The sequence below is a fragment of the Amycolatopsis sp. N2S4-7 genome (assembly GCF_058119595.1).
On sequence record NZ_CP172299.1, the window covers coordinates 3,934,515 to 3,951,816 of the forward strand.

16 protein-coding genes are annotated in these 17,302 nt (G+C 72.2%); 9 read left to right on the forward strand and 7 right to left on the reverse strand.

The window, feature by feature from the left end:
• The first annotated feature begins 79 nt into the window (after window positions 1-79).
• Complete coding sequence (locus ACH54P_RS18310) at window positions 80-679, forward strand: TetR/AcrR family transcriptional regulator (RefSeq protein ID WP_489914282.1); 600 nt, start codon at window positions 80-82, stop codon at window positions 677-679.
• A gap of 110 nt (window positions 680-789) precedes the next feature.
• Window positions 790-2,400, forward strand: a complete 1,611-nt coding sequence (locus ACH54P_RS18315) for an L-lactate permease (RefSeq protein WP_489914284.1) — start codon at window positions 790-792, stop codon at window positions 2,398-2,400.
• On the opposite strand, the gene ACH54P_RS18320 is transcribed toward ACH54P_RS18315, so the two are convergent.
• The 4 genes from ACH54P_RS18320 to ACH54P_RS18335 all read right to left on the reverse strand — a co-directional run bounded on the left by ACH54P_RS18320 (window position 2,381) and on the right by ACH54P_RS18335 (window position 6,444).
• Window positions 2,381-3,016: a nicotinamide mononucleotide transporter family protein gene (locus ACH54P_RS18320; protein WP_489914286.1), complete on the reverse strand. Its 636-nt coding sequence runs from the start codon at window positions 3,014-3,016 to the stop codon at window positions 2,381-2,383. The genes ACH54P_RS18315 and ACH54P_RS18320 overlap by 20 nt on opposite strands.
• Window positions 3,017-3,158: 142 nt before the next feature.
• The gene (locus tag ACH54P_RS18325; protein ID WP_489914288.1) at window positions 3,159-3,932 is read right to left on the reverse strand and encodes a mechanosensitive ion channel family protein; all 774 of its coding nucleotides are present in this window, start codon (window positions 3,930-3,932) and stop codon (window positions 3,159-3,161) included.
• A gap of 309 nt (window positions 3,933-4,241) precedes the next feature.
• Entirely contained in the window at window positions 4,242-5,462 is a 1,221-nt protein-coding gene (locus tag ACH54P_RS18330; protein ID WP_489914290.1) for an ABC transporter permease, read from the reverse strand.
• Between the two features lie 73 nt (window positions 5,463-5,535).
• Window positions 5,536-6,444, reverse strand: coding sequence for an ABC transporter ATP-binding protein (locus ACH54P_RS18335; RefSeq protein WP_489914292.1), 909 nt, complete (start codon window positions 6,442-6,444; stop codon window positions 5,536-5,538).
• A 115-nt stretch (window positions 6,445-6,559) separates the two neighbouring features.
• Between ACH54P_RS18335 and ACH54P_RS18340 the strand changes: the two genes are divergently transcribed.
• From ACH54P_RS18340 to ACH54P_RS18360, 5 genes are all read left to right on the forward strand, one after another.
• Window positions 6,560-7,774, forward strand: a complete 1,215-nt coding sequence (locus tag ACH54P_RS18340) for a PucR family transcriptional regulator (protein WP_489914294.1) — start codon at window positions 6,560-6,562, stop codon at window positions 7,772-7,774.
• Between the two features lie 170 nt (window positions 7,775-7,944).
• Window positions 7,945-8,868, forward strand: a complete 924-nt coding sequence (locus tag ACH54P_RS18345) for an ACP S-malonyltransferase (protein WP_489914296.1) — start codon at window positions 7,945-7,947, stop codon at window positions 8,866-8,868.
• A complete protein-coding gene (locus ACH54P_RS18350) occupies window positions 8,865-9,848 on the forward strand; it encodes a beta-ketoacyl-ACP synthase III (protein ID WP_489914298.1) in 984 nt (327 codons plus the stop codon). Before ACH54P_RS18345 ends, ACH54P_RS18350 begins: the two co-directional genes overlap by 4 nt.
• A gap of 74 nt (window positions 9,849-9,922) precedes the next feature.
• Entirely contained in the window at window positions 9,923-10,168 is a 246-nt protein-coding gene (locus ACH54P_RS18355; RefSeq protein WP_004559006.1) for an acyl carrier protein, read from the forward strand.
• A gap of 28 nt (window positions 10,169-10,196) precedes the next feature.
• A complete protein-coding gene (locus ACH54P_RS18360) occupies window positions 10,197-11,447 on the forward strand; it encodes a beta-ketoacyl-[acyl-carrier-protein] synthase family protein (protein ID WP_489914302.1) in 1,251 nt (416 codons plus the stop codon).
• A gap of 52 nt (window positions 11,448-11,499) precedes the next feature.
• Here the strand turns inward: ACH54P_RS18360 and ACH54P_RS18365 are convergent, their stop codons facing one another.
• Entirely contained in the window at window positions 11,500-12,093 is a 594-nt protein-coding gene (locus tag ACH54P_RS18365) for a hypothetical protein (RefSeq protein WP_489914304.1), read from the reverse strand.
• A gap of 86 nt (window positions 12,094-12,179) precedes the next feature.
• A complete protein-coding gene (locus ACH54P_RS18370; RefSeq protein ID WP_489914306.1) occupies window positions 12,180-12,683 on the reverse strand; it encodes a DUF3145 domain-containing protein in 504 nt (167 codons plus the stop codon).
• A 273-nt stretch (window positions 12,684-12,956) separates the two neighbouring features.
• Here ACH54P_RS18370 and ACH54P_RS18375 point away from each other — a divergent pair, with 273 nt between their 5' ends.
• On the forward strand, window positions 12,957-14,939 hold the full coding sequence (locus ACH54P_RS18375) for a hypothetical protein (protein ID WP_489914308.1): 1,983 nt from the start codon (window positions 12,957-12,959) through the stop codon (window positions 14,937-14,939).
• A 1-nt stretch (window position 14,940) separates the two neighbouring features.
• Here ACH54P_RS18375 and ACH54P_RS18380 read toward each other — a convergent pair whose 3' ends face one another.
• Window positions 14,941-16,335 (reverse strand): dihydrolipoyl dehydrogenase family protein, encoded by a 1,395-nt coding sequence (locus tag ACH54P_RS18380; RefSeq protein WP_489914310.1) that lies wholly within the window; start codon window positions 16,333-16,335, stop codon window positions 14,941-14,943.
• A gap of 142 nt (window positions 16,336-16,477) precedes the next feature.
• On the opposite strand from ACH54P_RS18380, the gene ACH54P_RS18385 reads away from it, so the two are divergent.
• On the forward strand, window positions 16,478-17,215 hold the full coding sequence (locus ACH54P_RS18385; RefSeq protein ID WP_489914312.1) for an Lsr2 dimerization domain-containing protein: 738 nt from the start codon (window positions 16,478-16,480) through the stop codon (window positions 17,213-17,215).
• Window positions 17,216-17,302: the final 87 nt, after the last annotated feature.

Sequence of the window (17,302 nt, forward strand, 5' to 3'; positions counted from 1 at the left end):
GCTCCTCCAGTTCTTGACTGCTTCGTCCAGAACGTACGTCGTTCTGGACCGGATAGTCAAGAACGGGTACGCTGGAGCCATGGCGAGACCCCGGGGCTTCGACGAGGCAGCGGTCCTGCGCGCGGCCAGGGACCGGTTCTGGGAGACCGGTTACGCGGGCACGAAGGTCGACGACATCGCCGCCGCGACCGGCCTCGGCAAGGGCAGCCTCTACGGCGCCTTCGGCGACAAGCACGCGCTTTTCCTGCGCGTCTTCGACCACTACTGCACCGAAGCCACCAAGGGCCTGCGGCACCAGCTCGAAGGCCCCGACGACACGGCGTACCAGCGGCTCGGCGAGCACGTGCGGGCGATCGCCGAGTCGGTCGCCGCCGACCGGGCGCGGCGGGGGTGCCTGATCGCGAAGAGCACGGCCGAATGCGCGGAGCACGACGAGGCGGTCGCGGCCCGCAGCCGGCAGCTGTTCCGCGACCTGCAGGAGCACCTGACGACGTGCATCGCGGGCGCCCAGCGCGCGGGCGACATCGACGCCGGCGCGGACCCCGCCCACCTCGCCGGGCTGGTGCTGGCGGTCCTGCGCGGCCTCGAAGCACTGGGCAAGGGCGGCGTCGAGCCGGACGAACTCCGCGCGATCGCCGAAACCGCGCTCGCCGTGCTGCCGCGGGCGGTCAAGTCCTGACCCGTTGGGCCAACCGGTCTCAAGTTCTTGACGAACCGACGGGTTTGTGACGAAGATCTCGGGCACTCGCCGAAAGGCCGTTTTCGCATCGTGGAAAACGGAGGTCGCCCGTGTTCGTGCAGGATCTGACTCCCCTCGGCTCCCTGGGCCTGTCCGCGCTCGTCGCCGTGCTGCCGCTGGCCACCGTGCTCGTGCTGCTCGGGGCCGTCCGGATGCGGGCGCACCACGCCGCGCTGCTCGGGCTGCTCGTCGCGCTGGTCGTCGGGATCGCCGCGTTCGGGATGCCGGTCGTCCAGGCCGTCTCCGGGGCGCTGCAGGGTGCCGCGTTCGGGCTGTGGCCGATCATGTGGATCGTCGTCAACGCGCTGTGGATCTACCGGCTCACCGTGCGGACCGGCCACTTCGACGTCCTGCGCCGCTCGTTCGGCCGGATCTCCGACAACCCGCGGATCCAGGCCCTGATCATCGCGTTCTGCTTCGGGGCGCTGATGGAGGCGCTGGCCGGCTTCGGCGCGCCCGTCGCGATCAGCGCCGTGATGCTGGTGGCCGTCGGCTTCCACCCGGTGAAGGCCGCGATCGTCGCGCTGGTCGCCAACACCGCGCCGGTGGCGTTCGGCGCGATGGGCACCCCGGTCGTCACCCTCGCCCAGGTCACCGGGCTGCCGCTGCAGGAGGTGTCCTCGATCGTCGGGCGCCAGACGCCGCTGCTCGCCCTCGTCGTGCCGCTGCTGCTGGTGATCATCGTCGACGGCAAGCGCGGCCTCAAGGACACCTGGCTGCCCGCGCTGGTCTGCGGCGTCGCGTTCGGGCTCGTGCAGTTCCTCGCGTCGAACTTCGTGTCACCGCAGCTGGCCGACATCGGCGCCGCGCTCGCCGGCGCGGCCGCGCTGGTGGCGCTCCCCCAGACCCGCCGCCCGGTGCCGGAAGGCGTCCGGATCGGCAGCGGCGGGACGGCGACCGCCGAAGCGCCGCCGGAGGACTCGCGCAACGACGTCGTGAAGGCCTACCTGCCGTACGCGCTGATCATCGTGATCTTCTCCGTCGCCGTGCTGCCGCCGGTCAAGAGGCTGCTGGACAAGGCGACCTGGAAGTTCCACTGGCCGGGGCTGAACGTCGCCGCGCCGAACGGGAAACCGGTGTCGGGCAACACGTTTTCGCTGCCGTTCCTCAACACCGGCGGCACGCTGGTGCTGCTGGCCGGCGTCCTGACGGCGGCGCTGCTGGCCATCTCGGCGAGCGGGGCCGCGAGCGAGTGGCTGGCCACGGTCAAGGAACTGAGGTTCGCGATCCTCACCGTCACCGGGGTGCTCGCGCTGGCCTACGTGATGAACCTGTCCGGCCAGACGAGCACGATCGGCACGTTCATCGCGGCCGCCGGCGCCGGCCTGGCGTTCCTGTCGCCGGTGCTGGGCTGGTTCGGCGTCGCCGTCTCGGGGTCCGACACCTCGGCCAACGCCCTGTTCGGCGCGCTGCAGGTGACGGCGGCGAACAAGACCGGCCTGCCGGCGGACCTGCTCGCCGCGGCCAACAGCTCCGGTGGCGTCCTCGGCAAGATGGTTTCGCCGCAGAACCTCACGATCGCCTGCGTGGCGGCCAACCTGCCCGGCGAAGAGGGGAAGCTGCTGCGGAAGGTGCTCCCGTGGAGCATCGGGCTGCTGCTCGTGATGTGCCTGATCGTGTGGGGTCAGAGCACGCCGGTGCTCAGCTGGATGCTGCCATGACCCCGCGGTCCGCGACGCGCTTGGCCGACCGGTTCCAGCTCCACCAGCCGTGCACGACGAGGCCGGCGAACACGATGTAGACAGCGGCCGAGAAGTACAGGCCGGACGAGATCTGCAGCGGCACGCCGATCGCGTCGACGACCAGCCAGACCAGCCAGAACTCGACGAGCCCGGCCCCCTGCGCCCCGAAGGCGACGAGGGTCCCGACGAAGATCGCGGCGTCCGGCCAGGGCGCCCAGGACGCGTGGAGCGCGTCCAGGACCAACGCCATCACGGTGGTGCCGACGACGAACGCGCCGAGCATGGCCAGCCGTTCGGCGAGCCGGCCCTGGCGCACGACGACGCCGAACACCGGGTCCTGGCGGCGCGTCCAGGCCCACCAGCCGTAGACGGAGATGGCGAGGATGGCGACCTGCCGGGCGGCGAGGCCGCCGAGGTGCGCGGAGACGTAGACGGCGAAGAGCAGCACGGTGGCCCCGACCTGCACGGGCCACGTCCACAGGGTGCGACGCTGCGCCAGGAACACGACGGCCAGCGCGAACACCTGCCCGGCGAGCTCCGCGATCGAGATCCACTGACCGAGCACCGTGATTCCGTGGTGCAGCAGGAAGTCCACGTGACGCCCCTTTCGTCCTACCGCTCCCAACATGCTCCGGGAAGGGCGCATTCCCCAGAGACTGTGAGCGGCGGAACATCCCGGGACGTGGGACGGGGCGGGTCCGGCGGCTTCCTCGTCCGCCGGACCCGCCCCGGGTCGCTCAGACCTGCGGGCGCGGGGTGCCGACCGGCGGGGTCGGCGTGCTGTCCGCTCCCACCGAGGCCCGCGGGGGCGCGCTCGTGCCCATCTCGCCGGTCCGCTGCTTCGGCGTCTCCAGCTGGTGCTCCATGTTCGCGATCCAGCCGCGCCAGCGGTCCTGCGCCGGCTTGATCAGGCCGCCGCCGAAGCCGACCACGATCACCCCGCCGATGGTCGCGAGGACGGCGATCAGCACCGGGCCGGTGATCATCGTCGCGACGTTGATCTGGCCGAGCGCCGCGATGATGCCGAACGCCATGATCAGCCAGTAGGCCCCGAGGGACAGCGGGCGGGCGGCCGGGCGGCCGGACATCGCGGACGAAACGACGTCGCGCACCACCTTCGCGATGGCCGCGGCGACCACGACGAGCACCAGCGCCACCACGATCCGCGGCAGGAACGCGATGATGTCGTTGAGCAGCTGGCTCACCGGGTTGGTCGGCCCGAACACGCCGAACGCCAGCTGCAGCGCGATCAGCAGGATGAAGTAGTAGACCAGTTTCACCAGGATTCCGGTCGCGTCGATCTTCTGCTGGCCGATCTTTCCGCTCAGGCCGGTCTTCTCGACGAGTTTGCCGAACCCGACTTTCGCGAGGACGAGCCCCAGCGCTTTCGAGACGGCTTTCGCGATCAGCCAGCCGATCAGCAGGATGATCAGGAATCCGACGAGTTTCGGGACGAACGTGGCCACCATGGTCCACGCCTGCCCGAGCCCGTCCTTCAGTTGCTGGCCCATACCGACTCCCTCCACGGGTTTTTGCGCCCGAATCGCCACCCGCCGATTCGGGGTGGTGCCGCTGTCGTGCACCGGATCGTTGATCAGGTACCCAGCGGCGGCAACTCGTGCGCCCCACGATCGAGTGAGACGACTGGCGCGCGAAGATCACCCGCGGCCATACTGGTTCTACCGGTGGGGACCGGGGAGACGAGGCCGTCCGGCGCAGCGTAAACCGCGAGCGCCGGGCGGCCTCGAGCATTTACCGGGCACGACGAAACCGGCCCCCGGACACGCGGTGTCCGAGGGCCGGTGAACGATCGGCGAACTTCAGGCGGCACGCAGCGCGTCGCGCAGTTTCACCTTCGCGCCGGTGCGCATGACCGCATTCCGGTAGATCCGCGCGGCCAGCCAGATCAACCCCGGAATCAACAGCACCACCAGCCCCACCGACACCACCGCTTCCCAAACGGGCACGCCGCCCATCGCGAGCCGCATCGGCATCAGCGTCGGCGAAAACACCGGAATCACCGAAAGCACTTCGACGAACGTGTTGCCCGGATCCGACGGCAGCACGGAAATGCCGATCACGTACCCGGCGATCACGAACATCAACGCGGGCATCGTCGCGCCGCCGACGTCTTCCTGGCGCGAAACCAGCGCCCCGAGCGCGGCGAACACGATCGAGTACAGGAAGAACCCGAGCAGGTACCACACGATCAGCCAGACGACCGTGCCCACGGCCGCCGAAACGGAAATGGTGAGCACGTCCGTGGCCAGCCCGGCGACCACGCCGCCGACGCCGATCACGACCATCTGGATCAGCCCGACCACGCCGATGCCGAGCACCTTCCCGGCCATCAGCTGCCACGGCTTGATCGTCGACAGCAGCAGTTCGACCACCCGCGAGGTCTTCTCCTCGACGACGCCCTGCGCGACGCTCTGGCCGTTGATCATCAGCGAGAGGTAGATGAGCACGCCGGCGATGATGCCGAGCACGAGCTGCTGGCCGTTGTAGTCGTACGGCTCCTCCAGCGGCGGGTCCTCGGCGAACTTCGCGCTCGCGACGGCGGCCTGGAACCGGGCCGGGTCCCCGCCCAGCGCGGTGATCTGCTGGTCGATCGCGACCTGGCGGGCCAGCAGCTGCAGGACGTTCGCGAGATTGCCGTCGAGGTCCTTCTTCACCTGGACGTGCACGCTCTTGCCGTCACCGGTGAGCAGCGCGTCGATCGAGCCGTCGGCCAGCTTCGCGCGCCCGGCGGCCTCGTCGGCGACCTGGGTGACGTCGATGGTCTCGTCGACCGCCTGCCCGCCGGCCTTCAGCGGCGCGGCGAGCCCCGCGGTCGCCGGGGTGTAGCCGACGGTCGAGTCGGCGCCGCTCCCGCCCGAAACCAGCTTGATCACCACGATGCCGACGATGATCAGCAGCAGCATGACGACGGTGCTGACGCGGAAGGCCTTCGACTTCACCCGGGTGCCGATTTCGCGGGAGGCGACCAGGCCCACCGCCGCCGCCGGGCTCATCCGGACGTCCGGGACCGGGGTGCTCATGCGCACACCTCGCCGACGCCCGATGCGGCCTGAGCGGCCGGCGCAGTGGTGAATGATCCGTTCGCAGGCTCACTCATGCGGGAACCTCCTCGGTCGTGACGACGGACCGGAACAGCTCGGTCAGGGACGGCTGGTCGCGCGCGAACTCGCGCACGGGCCCGGTGGCGAGCGCGGCTTTGAGCACCGCCTGGTCGTCGGCGCCCTCGCCGAGCTCGAGCTCGGTCACCGAGCCCGTCCGGCCGACCACCTTCACCCCGGGCAGGCCGTCGGCCCACCCGTCGGCGGCTTCGGGCACGTCGACCCGCAGCCGCACGGCCCCGCCCGCCCGCAGCTCGCCGACCTTGCCGACGACCACCATCTGTCCACTCCGGACGATCCCGACCCGGTCGCAGAGCCGCTCGACCAGGTCGAGCTGGTGGCTGGAGAACACGACCGGCACGCCCTCGGCGGCCTTCTCCCGGAGCACCTGGCTCATCACGTCGACCGCGACCGGGTCGAGGCCGGAGAACGGCTCGTCGAGCACCAGGATCCGCGGCTCGTGCACCAGCGCGGCGGCCAGCTGGACGCGCTGCTGGTTGCCGAGGCTGAGCTTCTGCACCTCGTCGTCGCGGCGGCCGGCGACGCCGAGCCGTTCGGTCCACTTCTCCGCCGACGTCCGCGCGTCGGCCGCCGACATGCCGTGCAGCCGGGCGAGGTAGGTCAGCTGCTCGGCCACCTTCATCTTCGGGTACAGGCCGCGTTCCTCGGGCATGTACCCGATGTGGCGGCGCGTTTCGTGCGTCACCGGCTCGCCGGCGTAGCGCACTTCACCGGCGTCGGCGGACAGGACGCCGAGCGCGATCCGCATGGTCGTGGTCTTGCCGGCGCCGTTGCTGCCGACGAACCCGAACAGCTCGCCCGGCCGGACGTCGAACGTCATTTCGCGCAACGCGACCACGTCGCCGTAGCGTTTGGAGACCGCGTCGATCTCTAAACCGGTCATTCCGGTTCCCCCATTCCGTGTTCCCCGATCGTAGGCAGTACGTACACGCGCGGCCTACCGCCGGGCGTTGCCGCCGGGGGCTACGAAAGTTGCGGGCACGTAGGATCGCGTCGCCATGGCTGAGACGACCACCCCGCGCCCGGTGCCGAAGCACCACGGACTGTCCGCGAAGACGCTCCGGCGGCTGGAGCGCGCGTCCGGCAGCCTGGCGAGCGCGAGCATCGCGGTGATGGAGCGGCGGCTGCCGTGGTTCGCCCGGCTGCCCGCCGACCAGCGCGCGAGCGTGCTGCTGATCACCCAGGCGGGGGCCGCGGGCTTCGTCGGCTGGCTGCGGGATTCGAAGGAAGCCTTGAAGCTGACGACCGAGGCGTTCCGCGACGCGCCGGCCGAGCTGTCCCGCTGGGTCAGCCTGCGCCAGGCGGTCGGCATGGTGCGGCTCGCCATCGAGGTGTTCGAGGAGCAGCTGCCCGAGTTCGCGGCGAACGAAGCCGAGCGGGCGGCGCTGATCGAGGGAATCCTGCGCTACGGCCGGGAAATCGCGTTCGCGGCGGCGAACTCGTACGCGGCCGCGGCGGAGGCGCGCGGGGCGTGGGACGCCCGGCTGGAGGCGCTGGTCGTCGACGGCATCGTCCGCGGCGACGCCGAGGAGTCGGTGCTGTCGCGCGCGACAGCGCTGGGCTGGGACCCGACCGCGGCGGCGACCGTACTGGTCGGCAACCCGCCGTCGGAGGACCCGCCGACGGTGGTGTTCGAGGTCCGCAGCCGCGCGGCCCGCGTCGGCCGCCCGGTGCTGCTGTCGGTCCAGGGCTCCCGGCTGGTCGTCGTGGTCGGCGGCCCGACCGACGGCGGGGCCAAGGAGCGCGAAATCCTCACCCGCATGTCGGTGGCGTTCGCCGAGGGCCCGGTCGTCGCCGGCCCGACGGTGCCGACGCTGGCCGAGGCGCACCACAGCGCGACGGAGGCGTTGTCCGGGCTGCGCGCGGTGGTCGGCTGGCCGGGCGCGCCCCGGCCGGTCCGCTCGACGGACCTGCTGCCCGAGCGCGCGCTGTCGGGGGACGCCGAGGCGGAACGCCTGCTGGTGGACACGATCGCCCGGCCGCTGGAGGAGGCGGGCCCGACGCTGCAGCGCACGGTGGAGGCCTACCTCGAGACGGGCGGGGTGCTGGAGACGTGCGCGAAGACGCTGTTCGTCCACCCGAACACGGTCCGCTACCGGCTGCGGAAGGCCGCGGACCTGACGGGCTGCCAGGCGACCGATCCCCGGGACGCGCTGGTCCTGCGGATCGCGCTGACGGTGGGCAGGCTGGCCCGCTCCCGCGGCCTCTGGTAACCCCGGTCACGTGATGGACTTAACAGCGAAAGGTGATTGAACCCGACAAGGCATCCGGGTTACGCGCGAGCTTCTCCGGCGCATCTTTGGAGGGTTCCGACAAAGACGCCGCGCAGACACTGTCAGCGTCGGCATCCCGGGCAACACCCCTTCCCGTGTTGTCTTGAAGGGTGACAGCAGCAGTGCTCGCTCCCGGTCAGGGGGCCCAGGCCCCCGGTATGTTCACGCCCTGGCTCGACCTCGACGGCGCGCGCGAGCGCGTGGCCCAGTGGTCCGAGCGCGCCGGGCTCGATCTGCTCCACCTCGGGACCGAGGCGGACGCCGACGAGATCCAGGACACCGCGATCGCGCAGCCGCTGATCGTCGCGCTGTCGCTGCTCACCTTCGAGCACCTCCAGGCCACCGCGCCGGTGCCCGCGGACGCGCCCGTCGCCGGGCACTCCGTCGGCGAGCTCGCCGCCGCCGCGATCGCCGGGGTGCTGAAGCCCGAAGACGCCGTCGCGCTCGCCGCCGTCCGCGGCGCCGAGATGGCGAAGGCCTGCGCCATCGAACCGACGTCGATGGCCGCGGTGATGCTCGGCGATCCCGAGCAGGTCGTCGCGTGGCTGGGCGAACACGGCCTGACCGCGGCGAACCGCAACGGAGCGGGGCAGATCGTCGCCTCCGGGGCGGCCGACGCCATCGCGAAGATCGTCGCCGAACCCCTGGAAGGCACGAAGATCCGTGCCCTCAAGGTCGCCGGCGCGTTCCACACGCAGTACATGGCGCCCGCCGAAGAGGCGTTGCGCGCCCACGCCGCCGACCTGACCCCGGCCGACCCCACCCGCCCGCTGCTGTCGAACGCGGACGGCGCCGTCGTCACCAGCGGGGCCGAGTACCTGGAGCGGCTGGTCGCCCAGGTCACCCGGTCGGTCCGCTGGGACCTGACGATGGACGGCCTGGTCTCGCTCGGCGTCACCCGCACCGTCGAACTCGCGCCCGCGGGCACCCTGACCGGCCTGGTCAAGCGGCAGCTCAAGGGCGTCGTCACCACTACCACCGCGCTGAAGACGCCGGCCGAACTGGCGGCGCTGCGCCAGGAGGACGCCTCGTGACCGACCGACCCGCCCTGAGCCTCAACCCGGGGTCCCGCGGCAGCCGTGTGCTGGGCGTCGGCAGCTACCAGCCCGCGAAGATCGTCACCAACGACGACCTGTCGCAGGTCATGGACACCAACGACGAGTGGATCCAGACGCGCGTCGGGATCGTCGAGCGCCGGTTCGCCGAGAAGGACGAGCTGCTCACCGACATGGCCGTCGCCGCCGGCACCGCCGCGCTGGCCGACGCCGGCGTCGACCCGTCCGAAGTGGACACGGTGATCCTGCCGAACTGCACCATGCCGACGCTGATCCCGAACGCCGCCGCCCAGGTCGCGGCGCGGATCGGCATCCCCAGCCCCGGCGCGTTCGACCTCAACGCCGCGTGCGCCGGGTTCTGCTACGGCCTCGGCCTCGCCTCCGACCTGGTCCGGGCCGGCTCGGCGAAGAAGGTCCTGGTCATCGGCGCGGAGAAGCTCACCGACTCGGTCGACCCGGTCGACCGGGCCAACGCGATCATCTTCGCCGACGGCGCGGGCGCCGCGGTGGTCGGCGCGTCCGACGAACCGGGCATCGGGCCGGTCACCTGGGGCAGCGCGGGCGACCTGGTCGACCTGATCTACATGCGCGACGACAAGTACATCTACCAGGAGGGCCAATCGGTCTTCCGGTGGGCGACGACGAAGATCGCGCCGATCGCGATGCAGGCGCTGGAGGCCGCCGGGCTCAAGCCGTCCGATGTGGACGTGCTGATCCCGCACCAGGCGAACCTGCGCATCGTCGAAGCGATCGCGAAGAAGCTGCGGGCCAACGGCGCCCGCGACGACATGGTCGTCGCCGACGACATCAAGTACTCCGGCAACACCTCGTCGGCGTCCATCCCCCTCGCGCTGGACCACATGCGCAAGGCCGGGACGGCGAAGCCCGGCGACGTGGTGCTGGCGGTCGGGTTCGGCGCGGGCCTGTCCTACGCCGGGCAGGCGTTCGTCTGCCCCTGATCACCGTTACGCTCCCCGCGGGCGATTCGCCCGCGGACCAGAGACCCAGGAAACACCGAGAAGGGAACTACCCCATGGCTGACAACGCTGAGATCCTCGCCGGCCTCGCCGAGATCGTCGAAGAGGTGGCCGGTGTGGCTCAGGACGACGTCACCGCCGAGAAGTCGTTCGTGGACGACCTGGACATCGACTCGCTGTCGATGGTCGAGATCGCCGTGCAGGCCGAGGACAAGTTCGGCGTCAAGATCCCGGACGACGAGCTCGCCAACCTCAAGACCGTGGGCGACGCCGTGAACTACGTGTCGGCCAACTCGAAGTAAGTCCTCTTCCCTCCTTGAGGAGACTCCCATGAGCAACATCGACGTCGTGATCACCGGTCTCGGCGCCACCACACCGCTCGGCGGGGACGTGACGTCCACCTGGGACGGTCTGCTGGCCGGGGCGAGCGGGGTCCGCGCGATCGAGGCGGACTGGGTCGAGGAGCTGCAGCTGCCGGTCAAGATCGGCGGTCAGCTGGCCGTCGAGCCGACCGAGGTCCTGCCGCGGGTGCAGGCCCGCCGGATGGACCGCTGCGAGCAGGTCGCGCTGATCGCCGCCCGCCAGGCGTGGGCCGACGCCGGGTACACCGAGCCGACCGACGAGCACACCGACGTGGACCCCGATCGCCTCGGGGTTTCGATCGGCACCGGCATCGGCGGCCCGGTCACCCTGCTCACCCAGAACGACCTGTTGCACCAGCAGGGTCTCCGCAAGGTGTCGCCGCTGACCGTGCCGATGCTGATGCCGAACGGCCCGGCCGCGCACGTGGGCATCGACCTGAAGGCGCGGGCCGGGGTGCACTCCCCGGCCTCGGCCTGCGCTTCCGGTGCCGAGGGCATCGCCAGCGGGGTGGAGATGATCCGCTCCGGCCGCGCGGACGTCGTGATCGCGGGGGGCGCCGAAGCGTGCATCCACCCGATCACGCTGGCCGGGTTCGCCCAGGCCCGCACCGTGTCCACGCGCAACGACGACCCGGCGAGCGCGTCGCGGCCGTTCGACGCGAGCCGTGACGGCTTCGTCCTCGGCGAGGGCGCCGGCGTGGTCATCCTGGAGCGCGCGGACCTGGCGAAGGCCCGCGGGGCGCGCATCTACGCGACGCTCGCCGGGCACGGCATCACCTCGGACGCCTACCACATCACGGGCAACCACCCCGAGGGCATCGGCCAGATCGCCGCGATGCGCGCGGCGATGAAGATGGCCGGCGTCACCGCCGCGGACATCGGGCACGTGAACGCCCACGCGACGTCCACTGTGGTCGGTGACATCGGCGAGGCGGCGGCGATCCGCAACGCGGTCGGGGAACACCCGGTCGTGACGGCGCCGAAGGGTTCGCTCGGCCACCTCGTCGGCGGCGCCGGCGCGGTCGAGGGGATCATCACGATCCTGTCGCTCTACCACGGCATCGTGCCGGCCACCCGGAACCTGACCGACCTGGACCCGCGGGTGCAGCTGGACGTCGTCTCGGGCGAGCCGCGCAAGGTCGAGCAGCTGACCGCGGCGATCAGCAACTCGTTCGGCTTCGGCGGGCACAACACCGCGCTGCTGTTCACGGTCGCCTGAGCAAGGTTTCAAACGTGAGAAGGGCCCGGCTCCGGCCGGGCCCTTCCCGCGTTCAGCACTTCTCGTGTTCGGGCAGTGGCCCGCCGTCGATGGCGGCGATCTTCAAGGTGGTCTTCTCGACGACCATCGGCAGGACGAGCCGCCACTTGATGCAGGGCTCCCGGAAGTACGGCGGGGCGTCCTCGATCTCCTGCTTGCTCGTGAACCCCACCAGGACCCGCAGGGACGTCCCGGAGGCGCGCTCGATCCGGTAGACGAGGGCGTCACTGTCCACTGTGGTCCGGACGCCCTTCCGCCAGTCGGGGAGCGGCTGGGCCGCCACCCGCTCCGCCGTGACGACGGTCGTCCACTGCTGGTACTGCTTGTTGTTGATGGCCGCGAAGTACGTCTGCAGGACCTTGCGGACGGCATCGGCCTGCGGGTGCGCCCGCGCGTCGTCGGTCATCCGGACGGCGTCCGCCGCGCCCGGCTCACCGCCGGTGGCCGAGGACGGCGTCGACACCGAGACGGAGGTGTCGTCGGCGGGCTGGTCGGGACGGCGGTAGAGCTCGCGCGCGAGCAGGCCGCCGCCCACGGTCACGGAGAGCACCACGACCACGACGGGCACCAGCCAGCGCTGGCGGGAGCTGGGGGCGGGGGCGGTCACGCCGGAGAGCGTACCGGCCCCGGCACACGGCCCGGGTGCAGCCGGGTCCGGCCGGTCCGCTTCGCGCGGGCCGGCCGTCCGGGTGGTCAGCCCACCTGGTGCAGCCAGGTCACCGGAGCGCCGTCGCCGGCGTGGCGGTAGGGCTCGAGCGCCTCGTCCCAGCTCGCGGCGAGGAGTTCGTCGAGCTTGTGCGCGAGGGACTCACCCCCGCGGGTCATGGCCACGAGGGCGCGCAGCTGGTCTTCGCCCACCACGATGTCGCCGTTGGCGCTGGTCCGCCCGTGCCAGAGGCCGAGGCCGGGCGCGAAGCAGAACCGTTCGCCGTCGACGCCCGCGCTGGGCTCTTCGGTGACCTCGAACCGAATCATCGGCCACGCCTTGAGGGCGGACGCCAGTCTGGCGCCGGTGCCCGCGGGCGCGCGCCAGCCGCACTCGGCGCGAAGCTGACCCGGACTGGCCGGCTGCGCCGTCCACTTCAGGTCAACGCGGGCACCCAGGGTGCCCGAAATGGCCCACTCGACGTGCGGACACACCGCAGACGGCGACGAGTGGACGTACACCACACCTCGGGTGCTGCCACGGGTGCTCACTGCTACCTCCGCTTGTTGCTCGACGAGGGACGTCTTCCCCTACGCCCTACTCCGAGCTGCAGCGCGGCCTCAGTGCGGCTCCCGAATGCCGCCTCCGATGCGTTGTAGCACATTCTGCACCCCAACCGTGCTGTTTGGCCACATGAACACCACAAGTCACCCGCGGCACCACTTTCGGAGGGCACGCGGCCGCGTCTTCCCCGTGTCGCACGGTTCGCTGGGCCGGGCGCGCTAGCGTGATGACCCGGAACGACGAGCAGGGAGGGGTTTTCGGTGCGACTGGTGCGCCTGGAGCGGCAGCAGTCCCGGGTCGCCGACGACGTCCGGGCGGCACTGGCGTCCCTGGGCCGCGGCAGCACCGTCATCGGCGGCATCGCCCTGGTCGGGGTCGGTTCGGTCACCGAGCGCCCGATCGAAGCGGTGGTCCTGCTGCCGCACGGCGTGATCATCGTCATCGGCGTCGACCTCCCCGACCCGGCGCTGCGGCTGGAAGCCCCGCTGGGAGCACCGTGGAAAGCCGACGGCTGGCCCCTGGTCGCCGACGACGACGCGATCAACCCGGCCACCGAAGCCCTGGACATCTCCCAGGCGTGCGAGCAGCGGATCGCGTCCCTGGTCCCGGGCACGAGCCCGGTGGGGACGATCGTCGCGGTAGGACCGTACGTGGAGACGGTCGACCAGCCGGCGGGCGACCTGGCGGGCCCGGTCCGCGTGCTCCACCCCACCCCGACAACGATGCTGGCGGCCACGGTCTCCCTGGCCACGGCCCACCGTCCGCGATCGGTGGACCAGGTCCGGGCGTTGATCCGGGGGCTGGCCCCGGAGGCCCCGGAGTTTTCGGACGAGGTCCTGCTGGGCGAAGGCTTCAGCCGTTTCACGGATGACGCGCCCCCGGAGTCCCTTTGGGACGCGGCACCGGAGCTCCCGCCGCAGACGGCAGGCGGGGGTACGGCCGACGCGACTTCGGCGGCCTCCGCTGCGGCGGCGACCGAGGCTGGTTGGCGAACCGAAACACCACTGCCCGCCGAGCCGAGTGTCGCCGAGAGCACGGAACCCGTCACCGAACCCGAGCCGGAAGCGGACCTTCCCGCGGTCGCGGAAGCCGAAAGTACCGAAGTTCTCCCGGCTCCCGTCCCGGAGGAGACCGAGCCGGAACGCCCCGCCGAAGCCGTGGTGCTGCCGCTGTTCCCCGGCGCCGAACCTCCGGTCGCGGACACCGAGCGGACCGAAACCCTCGCCTTTCCCGCGCCGGACACCGAGCGCACCGAGAATTTCGGCTTCCCGACCGAAGACGGGCCGGCGAAACCGCAGCCCGCCAACCCGGGGCCGGCCAGCCCCGGCCACCCCACCACCGCGCCGCCCGCCGAGCCCGGGCAAGCCGACTCGCAGCCTGCCAGCTCCGGCAGCCCCACCGCGGCGCCCGCCGAACCCGGACCGGCCAACCCGCAGCCCACCAACTCCGGCAACCCCACCGCGGCGCCCGCCGAAACCGGACCCGCCAACCCCCAGCCCGCCGCCTCCGGGCACCCCGCCTTCCCCTCCGCCCCGGCCGGGCGGCCCGCTGTCCCGCCCACCACACCCGACCGGCTCACCGCCCGAGTCCCTCCCCCGCCGCCGTCCTCCCAGCCGAAGACTCCGAGCCGTCCGGCTTCGCGGACCGTTCGGTGGCTTCCGCTCGGGGCCATCGGGTTGCTCGTCGCCCTCGTCGTGGCCGCCATTGCCGTGGCCACCACCGGGGACGACACCGCCGCCGCGCCCAGCGGGCCGCCCACTCCGGCGACCCAGCCGCCGCCCGTCAGCTCCAGCGCCGCCGCTCCGGTCGAGAGCCTGCAGTTCGCCCTGCGCGCCGCGGACGGCGATCAGCGCTGCGCCTCCCACGCCTTCGGGGACGCCCAGGCCAGCCTGCAGCAGACCAGCTGCTCAGGCGTGCGGCGGGCCAGCTACGCCGCCACCGTCGACGGGCGCTCGGCGGCCGTCACCATCGGCATCGTCGCGTTCCCCGACACCGCGCAGGCGGCCGCCTTCAAGGCCGTCGTCGACACCCCGGGCGGCGGGGGCATCCTCGACCTCGCCGCCGAGACCGGCAAGTGGGGCGCCACCCCGCCGCCGCGGTTCGAGAACGCCGCCTACGCCTCCAAGCTCGAGAGCTCCTCGGTGCGGCTGGTGCAGGCGGTGTGGGCGCCGGGACCGTCCACTGCGGACGATCCCGGCCTCGCCAGGGCCGCGAAAGCAGCCCTGGACCTGCCCGCCCAGTGACTCAGAGCCCGTAGGCCTCGAGCAGCCGCAGCCACACCTCGCTGATCGTCGGGAACGACGGCACCGCGTGCCACAGCCGGTCGAGCGGCACCTCCCCGACGATCGCGACCGTCGCCGAGTGCACCAGCTCCGAGACGTCCTGGCCGACGAACGTCACCCCGAGCAGCACGTTCCGCTCGGTGTCGACGACCATCCGCGCCTTGCCGGTGTAGCCGTCCGCGTGCAGCGACGAGCCCGCCACCGCGATGTCGATGTCGACAACCCGGTCCGCCGAACCCGGACGCGCGTCCGCCAGGCCGACGGCCGCGACCTCCGGGTCGGTGAACACCACCTGCGGCACCGCGTGGTGGTCGGCCGTGGCCGTGAACCGGCTCCAGGGCTCAGTCGTCACCGGCGAACCCGCCGCCAGCGCGGCCACCGTGTCACCCGCCGCGCGGGCGCCGTACTTGCCCTGGTGGGTCAGCGGGGCCCGGCCGGTGACGTCGCCGGCCGCGAACAGCCAGCCACCGTCCACTGCGGACACCCGGCCGGTGTCGTCGACGGTCAGCGCGGCGCCGGTGTCCAGGCCCAGGGTCTCCAGGCCCAGCCCGGCGGTCGCGGGCCGGCGCCCGGTCGCCACCAGGAATTCGTCGACGACGAGCGTCGAGCCGTCCTTCAGCGTCAGCTCGGTGCCGTCCGCTCCCGCGGCAACCCGCTCGACGCCGGACCCCGTGTGCACGGTCACCCCGTCCTCCCGCAGCCCCGCCAGCACCAGGTCGCCGGCGAACGCCGCGTTGCGCGGCAGCGGGCGCTCGCCGGTGATCACCAGGTGGACCTCCGAGCCGAGCCGCGCCCACGCCTGCGCCATCTCGACGCCGACGACGCCGCCACCGAGGACGCCGAGCCGGGCCGGCACCGCCGAGGCCGACGTCGCTTCCCGCGAACCCCACGGCCGGATCGTGTCGAGCCCCGGGATCGGCGGCTTGCTCGGCACGCTCCCGGTGCAGACGATCACCGCGTGCCGCGCGGTCAGCACGCGGTCGCCGCCGACGGTCACCTCCCGCTCACCGGTGATCACCCCGTGCCCGCGGACCGGTTCGATGCCCGCGCCACGGGCCCAGTCGACCTGTCCCGAATCGTCGCCCTTGCCGGTGAACCAGTCACGGCGGGCGAACACCGCGGCGGGGTCGAGCCGGTCGCCGACCGGCACCCCGGGCACGCGCTTCGCCGCGGCGAGGACGTTTCCCGGCCGCAGCAACGCCTTGCTCGGGATGCAGGCCCAGTAGGAGCACTCGCCGCCGAAGCGTTCGTGCTCGACGAGGGCGACCTTGAGGCCTCCGCGAGCCGCCCGTTCGGCGGCCACCTCCCCCACCGGACCCGCACCGATCACCACTACGTCAAAAGTCTGTCCAGCCATGGGTTCAGCGCACACCACCGCGCGGGATCGCGCAAGCCAACGGCTATCCTCGTGCGGAGAAGCTGCAAGTTGTCGGCGGCACCGGGGTGTCGCCGGACCCGGTGCACGCGAGAATCACACGTTCGAGCACGGGAGGTCTGTCGTGGCCAGAAACACGGCTGTGCGGTTGCTGGATGATCTGACCGGGGAGCCCGCCGCGGAAACCGTCGGGTTCGCGCTGGACGGCATCGACTACGACATCGACCTCTCCTTCGCCAACGCCGAGGCGCTGCGCGAGCTCCTGCAGCGGTACGCCGACGCCGGACGCCGCACCGGCGGCCGCAAGCAGCGGCCGCGGATCGTCCCCGGAGCGAAGAAGCCACGGGCGAAGGCCACGCCGAAGACGGCGGTTGCGGGCCGCCGCACGGCCACCGCCGCCAAGGCAGCCCCGGCCAAAGCAGCACCGGCGAAGGCAGCAACCGCCAAGGCCACGGCCACCAAGGCCGCACCGGCCAAGACCGCCACCAAGGCTGCCGCCACCAAGGCCGCACCGGCCAAGACCGCCACCCAGCCTGCCGCCAGCAAGGGCGCACTGGCCAAGACCGTCGCCACCAAGGCGGCCACCAAGGGCGCACCGGCCAAGGCCGCCGCCTCCGAGACTGCCGCCACCAAGGCGACACCCAAGACCGCCGCCACCAAGGCAGCGCCCAAGGCCGCCGCCACGAAGGCCGCCGCGCCGAAGGCCGCGGCGAAGACCACCGCCACGCGCGCGAAGGCGCCCGCCAAGGCCACCACGGCCAAGGCCGAGCCCGCGAAGACCACCCGTGCCCGGAAGGCGGCGGAGCCGAAGACGCCCGCCCGCCAGGTGCCCACGGTCACCTTCTCGGCGGCGCAGGCCTGATCCCGCCGGCCGATCAGCTCGGCGGCTGAGATGCTCGCGATCATCCGGGCCTCCGGGAGGCCGTAGCCCTGGCCGACGACCGGCCCG

Excerpts from the sequence above, each read along its gene's own strand:
- ACH54P_RS18310 (WP_489914282.1), top strand. The coding sequence starts at position 80 with ATGGCGAGACCCCGGGGCTTCGACGAGGCAGCGGTCCTGCGCGCGGCC.
- ACH54P_RS18325 (WP_489914288.1), bottom strand. The coding sequence starts at position 3,932 with ATGGGCCAGCAACTGAAGGACGGGCTCGGGCAGGCGTGGACCATGGTG.
- ACH54P_RS18330 (WP_489914290.1), bottom strand. The coding sequence starts at position 5,462 with ATGAGCACCCCGGTCCCGGACGTCCGGATGAGCCCGGCGGCGGCGGTG.
- ACH54P_RS18335 (WP_489914292.1), bottom strand. The coding sequence starts at position 6,444 with ATGACCGGTTTAGAGATCGACGCGGTCTCCAAACGCTACGGCGACGTG.
- ACH54P_RS18340 (WP_489914294.1), top strand. The coding sequence starts at position 6,560 with ATGGCTGAGACGACCACCCCGCGCCCGGTGCCGAAGCACCACGGACTG.
- ACH54P_RS18355 (WP_004559006.1), top strand. The coding sequence starts at position 9,923 with ATGGCTGACAACGCTGAGATCCTCGCCGGCCTCGCCGAGATCGTCGAA.
- ACH54P_RS18360 (WP_489914302.1), top strand. The coding sequence starts at position 10,197 with ATGAGCAACATCGACGTCGTGATCACCGGTCTCGGCGCCACCACACCG.
- ACH54P_RS18380 (WP_489914310.1), bottom strand. The coding sequence starts at position 16,335 with ATGGCTGGACAGACTTTTGACGTAGTGGTGATCGGTGCGGGTCCGGTG.